Annotated in this window: 6 protein-coding genes; 1 reads left to right on the top strand and 5 read right to left on the bottom strand. The window is 43.2% G+C overall.

Annotated elements, in window-relative coordinates:
* Positions 1 to 83 precede the first annotated feature (83 nt).
* The 5 genes from Y697_RS11695 to Y697_RS11675 form a co-directional block, all read right to left on the bottom strand.
* On the bottom strand, positions 84 to 932 hold the full coding sequence (locus Y697_RS11695; protein WP_121551779.1) for a hypothetical protein: 849 nt from the start codon (positions 930 to 932) through the stop codon (positions 84 to 86).
* Between the two features lie 292 nt (positions 933 to 1224).
* Positions 1225 to 1662, bottom strand: coding sequence for a hypothetical protein (locus Y697_RS11690; RefSeq protein WP_121551778.1), 438 nt, complete (start codon positions 1660 to 1662; stop codon positions 1225 to 1227).
* 41 nt (positions 1663 to 1703) lie between these two features.
* On the bottom strand, positions 1704 to 2954 hold the full coding sequence (locus Y697_RS11685) for a M48 family metallopeptidase (protein WP_121551777.1): 1251 nt from the start codon (positions 2952 to 2954) through the stop codon (positions 1704 to 1706).
* Positions 2955 to 3124: 170 nt separating this feature from the next.
* The gene (locus tag Y697_RS11680; RefSeq protein WP_183083801.1) at positions 3125 to 5923 is read right to left on the bottom strand and encodes a tubulin-like doman-containing protein; all 2799 of its coding nucleotides are present in this window, start codon (positions 5921 to 5923) and stop codon (positions 3125 to 3127) included.
* Between the two features lie 14 nt (positions 5924 to 5937).
* On the bottom strand, positions 5938 to 8421 hold the full coding sequence (locus Y697_RS11675) for a VWA domain-containing protein (RefSeq protein ID WP_121551775.1): 2484 nt from the start codon (positions 8419 to 8421) through the stop codon (positions 5938 to 5940).
* A gap of 1247 nt (positions 8422 to 9668) precedes the next feature.
* On the opposite strand from Y697_RS11675, the gene Y697_RS11670 reads away from it, so the two are divergent.
* On the top strand, positions 9669 to 11015 hold the full coding sequence (locus tag Y697_RS11670) for an SUMF1/EgtB/PvdO family nonheme iron enzyme (protein WP_121551774.1): 1347 nt from the start codon (positions 9669 to 9671) through the stop codon (positions 11013 to 11015).
* Positions 11016 to 11307: the final 292 nt, after the last annotated feature.

Here is an 11307-nt window from a genome sequence, read left to right as displayed (position 1 = left end):
AGACCTTTCTTTTTAGCATTTGTTGTCCTCCTTTTTAATCGTTATTGCCGTGGTAGAAAACAAGATTTATAACGATCTATTTTTCACCGTCTGAAAAAGCTCCTGATTGCCGCGAATACTTTGAAAATGGACCATAGAAAGAACTGGATTGCAACTGTGAAAACCATAATCGAACTAATGGACGCACTATACCTTCCCGCATATTCAAAAATCTCATCCTTCATTTCAAAATTGTAAGTAAGAAAAAGGAGAAGATTCAGCACGAACGTGATCAGCAGAAGGAAGAGAAAGCCGAAGAAACCGAATTTGATATCCTCCCAGCTGAGTTCCGCTGCCGTTCCTAGAACTGCGCCAGCATAAAATACTATGTAAAATCTCCAGTTAAGAAAATTCTCCGGGTTGATCAAATTGGCGATAACCTTCTTGGTGCCATCGAAAAGCGATGTAAGTAGCTGAAGAATCTCTCTTTCGGATTCTATTAGATTCACGGAAAAATTCATTTCGGAGATCGGAGCAAAGATATCTCCATCCAGCAAGAACCTAACCAGTAAATAGATCAACGCAGACGAGACTATTATGGGGCCCGTGCTGATAAAAAACGCCCCGATCATATGGATAATGTTTCTGGGATTGAAACGGTGTTCTACTCTTGGCTGCGGATCAAATACTGAAGGAACGAGAACAATCTTGGTAATCTTATGGCCGAAAATCAATGCAAAGAAGGCGTGGCTGAGTTCATGAATAACACAACCGGGAAAGTACAATACACAATAAACCCTTCCCAGGGCAGTCTGAGTGGCCTGGTTCAACAACCTTGCAAAAACGTAGATGAGAATTATCAAAACGATGCAAGGCCCAATAATCCCGAAAATCAGGTTCGCGGTGTTCTGAATAGCGAACAGAATACCATCGAGCAACTGGACTTCACCCAATGAGATCACCACCTTGGTTCCGCACTGAGTTGAATATTGCTGGTAAAGAGAATCGAAATGCCTACTTCTTCAACTTAACCCTCATTCTAGTTAAGGGCGGAATTCATGCCGATCATCTAGTAATCTCCGCGATAACGCACAATCCATACAATCTTCCGAACTACGATCTTAAGAATCGTCACTAACCGTGAGACACCGTTCCTCACAACCGTTTGAAATGAGACTATTATTCCATACAGGAGCAATGCACTCTCAGCTGTTTTGCTTTCATCAACTAGCAACCGCTGTATTATTAGCAAGACATTCCAATATTCAGGGCAAAAAAAGTCTTCGTCACTGCATGACTAATAATTAACTTCAAGACTTCAGTATCTGCAAACCTTTCAAAAAGGGCGGACTCTCCAAGCTCTCCGTATTCAAGAAGGAGTTTCCTGTCTTTGTAGAAGACTTTATGGAAGGAGATCACTTCTTCCGGTCTCCACGTTCTAAGATAAGCGACGAGCAGCTCCTCTCTACTTTCAGGGAGAGAGTCGATCGCGATGGATACCAGAAGGGCAGAGCGGAGGCGGGGTAGAAACTCGATGCTCGACACTAGGAGTGGGAGATATTTCTCCTCGAAGACTGCCTGGCTGAATTCATTCGAATCGAACACCTGCTCATACCTGTTCCTTTCCTCTTCCTTCAACTCGCTCAAGATCGATGTCTTGATCTCCCTCGCACTCTCTTTCATACTCTACCTCCCGTATAATCTAATCTAGTGTGCAATAAGGATCACGAAAGCGGACTGTACATCTGCCTTATTCCTGCCAGAATGCTGTCAACGACTTCTGAAATGTTTATTCCCAGTTCTTCTACGCATATTTTGATATAAATGTTTACCTCGTTGTCGTAGAGTTTGTTATCTCTGATTATTATGGGGAGGAGTTTTCCAGCCAGTTGTCTTGTCTTCCAGGGTGCCTTTTCCTTTATCGTCTTCACGGCTTCCTGCATTTTCTTGACTACGGCGCCCTCTGTGAGTGTAGAGAAATATTCCTGGGGCCAGTGAATGTATTCGGAAAGGATGTTTATTAGGTAGGTGTGTTCCTTCTCTTCTATTTCCTCCTTGTCGGCTAACATAAGTATCAGTCCTGCCGAAGAGATAAACTGCAACTCAAGCGTTTCTAGCTCATTTAGCGGAGCCCTTCGTATATGGCTCTTTATGTTCTCCATCTCCTTTTCCAGTGATTCGTCTTTGTCTACGTCTTTTCCTTCGCTTATCCTCTTCCAGCTCTCGGAATTATAGAAAGCCTTTATCGCTTTTATTCGCAGGGGATTCGCCGGATGAGAGATATTTAGATAACTGGGGTTCTCTTTCATCTCTTCGAAGGCCTTATCGGTAATGCTCAACATATTCTCAGTTGTGAGGTTAAAGTAGTTGTCTTCAAGACCCGAAGAGAGCTTGAAGAGAGCTCTCACGGAGACTTCGTAATCGTTGCAGGCCAGTAATCCGATCCTGTCGCATGATATCTCGGCCAGCTTTCTCCAGACTTCATAGAGCTTCATGAGGAATGGAGGGAGCTTTTCATATTCGGGATATACATACTGGATCGCTTTGGTGACGTAAGAATGGCCAAAGAGTATGTGGCCTATTTCGTGACCGATGACAAACTCCATCTCGTCAAGGGATAGCTTTTCGAGTAGTCCCCTGTTGATCACTATGATGTCCGGTTTAGCCTTGTCGGGTATGTTTATTGAGCTGCAGTTGAATTCCGGAGTGTTGGAGATGTAGAACTCGATCATCGAGCTGTCTATTTCCAGTCTATCTAGAATGCCGTGACACCTGGCAAACAATTCCCCGCCGAAGTCTTTATAAAGGGGCAGAAGATAACCTTTGAAATAAGAGGAAAGCTCATTCCCTCGAAAATTCTCCTTTTCTTTCGCGATTATAAGAGAGTTTATTAGCTTCAAGTTGATGGATTCTTCAAAGAAACTCTCAAGAGTTTTTTCTTCTGTCAGTTGTAGCTTTCCGAAATCTACTTCCATCCTGACCTCCTATTTGCATATGATAAGAGATATTTTACGCGATCCACGCAGTCAGACAGTCCGTAAGCGTGATTGAAAGACTTGTGAAAACCCTTTTCAGAGAATCCCAGAAAGACATATGAATCTCCACAAAGAGAGCGGCCAGAAATACTTCTGGCCGCCCTTCGATCTCAGATGTTTACTCCTCTATCAGTGAGATCTTTTCTGAAGAGTTCAACCTCAATGTCGTCACGAACTTCTGTCAGCCCACTTCGGGATTTTTTGAAGAATATTTCGGTAAGGCGAGCAATTTCAGTTTCCTTTATCAGACTTCTTATTCCGTTAATAACACTGTCTCTTAGTCGCTCATCTTCGTTCAGAAGCTGTACTATGTATTTCTTTGCCCAGACTTTCTTGCCATCAACGATTTTGGTAATAGGTTCATTTTCGCCAGCCAAATAGTGGTAGCTTTTCTCCTTCCTTATGATTCCGGCGGCCAACGCCGTGCGGTAAAGCTTTTCTTGATCGACGAAGGTCAAGGAGGACTTGCCGTTCAGCTCTCGCATCTTTTCCACATCGAGATTATTGAAAACGTGAAGGGGTCTTTCCTCAATAGCACTTTCGTAATTCTCTCTCATGTTGTTTAACAAAACCTGATCGCTCGACAATCCAACATACATACTTATCCTTGTGAGGTTGGGCTTTTTCGTTATTCCGGTATCTATCCATTCTTCCATGTTGTTGTAGGCTCCGGTCTTCTTGAGTTTCACTTTCACAGACTCTGGTAGATCGCTTATCAACTGGGTTAGAGTTTTTGTTGGTAGATTTGTGTAAGTGAAGAAAGCTTCGGAGATTTTTTCAAGTTCTTTCAGACTGAATATGTTTTCTACCTCTTTCTGGTCGAATCCCTCAACGAGGATGCTGTTTAGCTCTGTAGAACGTGTTCTTATGACTTCGTGAATAGAGTCGTAGAACCTCCTGAGTTCTTCAATAACAATCTCGGAGTTGATCCAAGTATTCCTTTCTATTGCATCAGGAATGGTCTTGATTATTTCCTCCAGTCTATATTTCTGACCGTCCATAATGTCGTTTATCATTTCGACGCCTCTACTCATTATCCTATCTACCATCTCGAGGATCATCTTCTTAGAAAAGACATGTTCCTCACAGGTTATTTGCGTTACTTCATCACTTGCAATATTTACGATTTCCAGTTCCTTCTTTGAGAGAAGCTCATTGACCGATCCGATAAGATCCCCCGAAATTCTTACGTTATCAAACTGCTCATGAAGCCATTCTATTGACTTCCTAATCAGAGATTCTCTCAACGAAAAATCGGTCCATTTTGCCAGAGCGAAGAGAAGCTGGTCCACGGAATTGAGACGGTCTTGTTTTCCCTTCTTGCTGACCATAAAAGCCAAATCATCGATCGAATCGTTTACTAATTCTTTCAGTTGAGCGTCATAACCGTCAACTCTCGTATTCCAATCCTTCTTCTGTGTAGAGATCTCGGTAAGAGCTCTATCTAGATTTGAAACAAGGTTATTGTATACCACGTTTGTCAACTCAACGAAATCCTTCATTTGAGTAAGCCCACCGATAGATTTGACAGAATTCCTCATGAATTCAGTGAGAATTGTTTTTGCCTCAGATATTTGAGCTTTGACTTCAGAAGCAAGAGGAACTATACCAATATCCCCTCTTGCAAACCTATCCAGGTATTTCTCTATGACGTTTCTGTAGTCCCTGATTGCAGGAGATGAATCGTTGTCGGTAAGCATTCTGCGGAGAAGAGACTCGAGCGTATTGTCATCTACGCGATCGATACTAAGACCGAGTATCCACTTTTGACTAACTAATGGCGAAAGGTTTTTCAGAATGGGTTTTTCCACCCCGCCTATGAGTTTCGAACTGACACCGGATAAAACTCTTTGTAGTTTCTCGAACAACTCCCCACGTGTCTTTTCCCCTTCTGGATTTTGCAGTTTCTCCTTAAGAAGTGACTGGAAAATCCGCTGGGCAGCGAAAAGCGGCGCTTCATTTACATCTATCACGAGCGATCCGAGACCAAAAGACAGAATGAACTGCTTGAAACCGGTCTTCTCATCTATTTCCAGATTTCGGATGTTTCTCAAACTGGGCATGATGTTGTCATTTGTAAGTGAAACGACAAACTTTGCCGTCATTGCCGCTTGTTCTTCTCTGCTGGAATATGCAAAGCCTTTATGGTTGCTGTATGTTAGCAGGTGTGCATAGTCTGCCGGTGAGGATTCGGCCTTTGAAAGGGGAATAGTCTGTTTTGCATCTTTCACTTCAAATCTGAACTGCCTAGTGTCTTGGACGAAATAATTCAGTTCCTTCAAGGCGGCATAAGAGTTCGCGTCTAACACTCTTTTCAGAGCTGCATCGCCTACTTGGGCGTAGATAATATCCCCCAGGGTCATTATCAAATGCATTTCCATGGCCGCAAGCTGCAAGTTTGCCGCAATGTGCCTAACTAGCGCCAAGAAATCAAGGAACATGCCGCTTCCAGTTCCTCCTGCCAAGCCGACGGCAACGAATACGTCGATTCTGTCTTTCGTTCCCTCGAATCCTTGAAAGGCATGGAATACTTTTTGGTATATTGAGTTGAAGTTGTAATGAAATGCAAATCTGCCGAAAACTCTTGTCTGTTGAGCTGCCCTTATGGAATCCTGGTCTTTTCCAAGCACATCGTCGAAGAAACGTTTGTACTCCCCGTCCAATGAAGGAAACCAATTGTTATTCGGTATGAATCTTTCTCTTAGAAAGACTTTCATGCTCGGTGGAAATCTCATGACTTCGATGTTCCTTACCGCAGGGGACTTTGAATTTGCTTCGGTGTCGAATGCCTGAATTCTAATGTTGTCGCTTCGACCTCTTTCTTCTTCGAACTTGAGTATCTTCTCGATTACTTGAACTCCGAAACCACCAAGTCCGAAGACAATGGTGGGTGTCTTGTGCTTTGCCACGGAAATCCCTCCCTCTATATTCCGAATTTTTGGATTATTGTCCACCAAAGAATCGTCAAGATACATATTATGGAGAACAAGGTAGAAGCTACAGCTGCTTTGTTCAATCTATACTTCGTGCTTCTCACGTGAAGGACAGCTTGATCCTCTCTCGTTTCAAAGGAAAAGGCGAAGAGATTCTTTCGTCCTTTCCTCACGGAAATGCGAGAACCGTCATTGAGCCTAGCCGATTCCCCAATAGCCAACGGGTATTCATCGACGAATATTGTTCCTGCAGCATCGTCAGACTTTGTCACCCATTCCTCTCCGGTCGAGAATGGATCATTCTCTTCTTCAGGTTTTGCATGAAAAATCGTGAAACCATGGAGCGGAAAATTGCTCTGTTCGAATCTATAGCGCACGTCGGAGGCTCTACCAAATGTTGTTTCATTTAGTTCATCAAGCTTTAGTATGCGGCCTGCCGGGATCTGCCGCTTTTTTCTGGCGAGAGCCGGAATCAGGAATATGAGTGCCACTATGGCCGAAGCAATGGCAGCTTCCACAGCTGGAAGCGGTGCTATGACCCTAATCGCTATTGATTCTTCTGAAGGTTTCAAAGTGCCAGAAACATCACTTATGGTGACGAGACCCTCTCTTCTCTTTCTGAGAATCTTGTCAACTGACGAAAAGCGTTCTTCTAGCGAAACAAGGAACTTCAGAGAAGTCTCGCTTTTCTCCGGCATGAGAGTTACATTTCCCGGCGTTTCAATAAGAAAAGCATCGTTCTCATCGGCTGTGATGACCACTTTTGGGTCGTCTGGCTCATAGAACTCCGTTATCATAGGCGTTTCGACCCAGTAATCTCGGTTGGGGAAGGCACCTCTAATAACAAGTTCCTTTCGTTTGAGAGTCATGTAAGGTTCCTGAACAACTATCTCACGCGAAGCACTTGAGAAAACGAAATCCTCAGTCGGCACCGGGTAAACCATGTATTTACCTTCGATGGGCGGAACAAATGCGACTTTGAAGAGAGAGTTAGAATCCCTTGTGAACTTATGCACTTCAGTCAGGCCATCGGGAAAGAAAATCTGAACCTCTACAGAATCTAGGACAGCATTCTCAGCCTTAGCGCTTACGATTACTTCGCTGTTACGAACTGCTCCCTTGGAAGGACTTGCTTCAAGTTTGACGATTTCTGCGCTTATTACACGCGCAGTCTTTTGCGGGACAGCAAGTTCAACTGTGACACTGTCCTTTTTATCGCCGCATTCTATGAGAACCTCTCCATATATCTTTAGAATTCCTGCCTTCGAAACCTTCGGGACGGTTCCAACGAGGTTCGAGCCATCCCATTTCAAATCAACAATGGTATCTATCCCGGCTCCCTGTACGGTCAAGAATCCTTTGATTGTCTTTACGTCCAGTTCCTTACCGTCAACAGACAATTTCTTCCCGGGAACAATAAGGGTCTGATCGGTTTTTGTAAGCTTGACAAGGGCTTCCGATGTATTGCCGATCGGGATGTATCTGTCAACCAGCAGCTCAACGCTATACTCCTGTTCAAGGGAAATGGCGATCTTGGAAGCTGTTGTTGAATCTATGACTACTCTCCAGGTACCTGACTTGGGATTCTCAACAACCCACTTCAGAAAGGCAAAGGATTCCTCAGGCTTTGTTGTCAGAACATTTCCTTCTGGATCGTAAATGCTTACGTCTATGTATTCATCGAGAGAGGTGAGTTCGACGGACATTTTTCGAGTATTGGGGCTAATCTCGAAAGTCGTCTCTGACTTCCCAGATGAAATCGAGTAGCTTTGATACGTCTCCTCGCCTCTAATAACGGAAAGAATGTCGTTCATGACAAAGGGGATCTCGCTTCCATCGACGACCTCGTAGAACTGATTTGAGTTCTCGAAAAGCTTTGCAGCGTCCGAGATGTTTATCAAGATCTCCTTCTTGAAGTCGCCCAGCCCAATCGTGAAAATCGGAATTCCTTCCTTCAAGAACTGAGGAATTACGTCTTTGACAAGCTTCTCCAGTTCATCGAGGTCTTCTTCATCGATAGCCGAGACATTCAGCTCTCCATCTGTAAGAAACAAAACTACGGGAAAGAATCCTCTTTCCTTTGCTTCCAAAGAAACCTGCAGACCCTTTATGAATCCATCGGTGTAGCTCGTCCAGTCACGATCTCCAGGAATCCTATAGGCATCCTGAACAAGCCGAGTTCTATTGCTGTTGGTAACCTCCGTTATGGGTATGACAATATCTGCGTTTGTATCGAAACTTACATAAGAAAAGGCTTCTTGATCCTGTAGTCTTCCAATTAAAAACTCCATCCCCTTGAATCTTATGTTTTCGGGGTCTCGATTATCCCAGTCCATGGAGCCTGAATTGTCGACTATTGTAACTAAAGCCAGAGGTTTCTGCTGAGTAACAGTCATAACCTGACCCAGCAATGGAGACTCAGAGCACAAAATGGTAAGTAAGAGCATGAGAAACACAAACGGTTTCATTTTCATGAAATCACGCTCCAACCGAGAAAAGATGTCTGTTTTCTTTCGTAACACAATGACAATGCTTCAGAGGGTGATAAAAGCTAAGTAGGAGCTTTTCCTTAATGAGTAGTTCGTCCGATTGATAACAGATAATCGACAACATCCATACCCCCAATAAGTCAATTCCTTTATGCAAAACGAATATCTTATTCTGAGGAAGAGGAGTTAATCTGAGGACGACTAAAGCTTGTTTATGTTATTATACTATTTCTTCATGTGAAAGCAAACATTTTAGAATGCAGAAGAGGTCAATCGTACTCTCCAACAAATGATCAACGTGCTTTCAAAAGGGAAAATTATTGCGGATTATTGACTGCAGAATTCTTCTTTGACGATGATTGTAAGTAATGCTTAAATCTATAACCCAAGAACAACGAGGAGTTCTCTCCCCAAAACTATTCGCGTCAAGCTTACATTAATGGGTACTTCAAATTAGATTGCTTTTTGGGAGATCAATATTAAGGACCTCGTCTGCAAAGAGCTCTTGGTGATCAGAATTCTGTAAGTAAAATATTAGTCAGAACTGATTTTCGGTTTTGGAATACCTTATGAACAAGAGAGAATAGTATACGGGAAAACGCTTTCGGAAGAACAAATTTTCTCTTCAGCAATTGGCAATTTTATCAATTGAGAAGAAGGCCTTTTGTGTATCTCGAACAGGCTGTATCTGGTGAAGCTGAATTCAATTTTATCTGCAGTTTGAGAGTTTTGAAAAAAGTCAAATGGCAGTCGAAACAGAAGGATTGCATCAGCAAGCGAGAAAAACGGGTTTTTCTTCGTTTGTGAATGCAAATGCCAAAACGAGCAAAAATTTATTCTTTCTGCTCATATCATTCCCGTTGTCACTACTAGAATCCCTTGTTTGATCCGCCGGGGACTCTCGCATTCAATTCCATTGGGGCAAATCAGATTTTGTAGTGGAAGTTCGTCTGGTTCTCTTCTGATTTCTCCGCTTGTCTAGCTATTTTCAGATTTATTACTGTAATAGTTGAGTCTAAAGTGAGTGTCACCTAAAGGCTAAAAAACGATGGGATCTCTTTAGAAGCTAGAGTGTGAACACTGCTAACTGAATCGGGATAGAGATGACAAATTGTATAATAAACGATATCGAACATCTTAAATAATAGTTCAATGATGATCCGGTTGATGGGAAAATGACAGGAGATTGTTGGAGAGAAAGATAGCAAGCCAGGAAAGCAAGGAGTGAGGATATGACTCGAGATTCTTCAAAGGACTGGCAGGTATTCATATCGTGCAAGGTTTCAGATGGAAAAGGTGGATACACAAGAGACTGGCATCTTGCGAAGGAGCTTTACGAATTACTTGAAGCGAATTCGATAAAGGTCTTCATGAGCAGTATTTCTTTGGGGCAATTAGGAGAATCTGACTACAAACAAGTAATAGAAGAAGCACTTGAACAAGCCCAGGTAATGGTAGTCGTTGGGACAAGCAAAGAGAACATTAATTCGGAATATGTTAAGTATGAATGGAATAGCTTTCACAATGAAATAATAAGTGGCATAAAAAAGGGAGGAAGAGTATTCGCGTTCGTTGAAACTCTTAGAATTCATGAACTGCCTCGGCCACTCAGGAACAACCAGAGTTTCTATGTTTCTGAAAGAAGCAGTCTTGTGAGTTTTGTAATATCGGCATTGGGACTTGATTCCACGAACCTCACACCAAAGAGTGAAAGTGAGCAAAAAAAAATAGCAACCTCGACCGGACATGACTCTATCTCCCTCCAGCAAAAAACCGAAAGCGAACTGGCGATAAAAAGCATAACCTCGAGAAACGGTGATGAGCTAATTTATGTTGAGGGTGGAGTGTTCATAATGGGAGACACATGGGGAGATGGTTTTGACAAAGAAAAACCCCCCCACGAAGTAGAGCTCACATATGACTTCTACATTGGGAAGTGTCCTGTGACATTTGATGAATATGACAGATTCTGTAGGGAGATCGAGACAGAGGAACCATCTGATTCAGGCTTGGGAAGGGGAAGAAAGCCGGTAATGTGGGTGAGCTGGTTCGATGCCATTGAGTATTGCAACTGGCTGAGTGAAAAGGAGGGGCTTCCAATATCCTATTCCGGAGATGGAAGTCTATTAGACAGGAACAAGCAAGAGACAGAGGACATAACGAAAGTAAAGGGATACAGGTTACTTACGGAAGCTGAATGGGAATATTCGGCAAGGGGTGGGAAAAAGAGTATGGGGTACAAGTACGCCGGATCTAACAGCCCTGATTTAGTTGCCTGGTACGATTCGAACTCTGGAAGAATGATACACGAAGTGGGGCAGAAGAAGTGCAATGAACTTGGTCTGTACGATATGTCCGGAAACGTGTGGGAGTGGTGCTGTGACTGTTATGACAGTGAGTATTACAGCAGGAGTCCATCAATCAACCCGTACAACAGTACAGATGGTTCCTCCCGGGTGAAACGTGGTGGTAGCTGGCTCGACTATGCGTTGTGCGTACGGGTAGCGTTTCGCCTAGACGACACTCCTGATTACAAGTACTTCGACTTCGGGTTCCGTATTGCAAGGACGGTGTTCTGATTACACTTTTTCATTTGCTCTTTTGATGTGGTTTCGAGCGACGGATACTGAGGAACCGCAGAAGATACGGAAGATTTTTGTTCGAAAGTATAGAATACTTCTTGAGAGTATTGGAGACCTTATCGAATAGATGAGTTGAGACGAACAGAAAAGTCTGAAGACTTTTTAGACAAATGTGGATTAGGAATTGAAACGACGAGCATGACAATTCAGGAAAGGAATGTGTCCGATCTCTCTTCTAGTTGAAATACCCCTCTCAACTCGAGGATCATATCCAAAGCCCTGGAGGCAC

Origin of the sequence: Mesotoga sp. BH458_6_3_2_1 (genome assembly GCF_003664995.1) — a bacterium.
Taxonomy (GTDB): domain Bacteria; phylum Thermotogota; class Thermotogae; order Petrotogales; family Kosmotogaceae; genus Mesotoga.
Note: the sequence above shows the minus strand (reverse complement) of the source record. Positions and strands in the feature narration are given on the sequence as shown.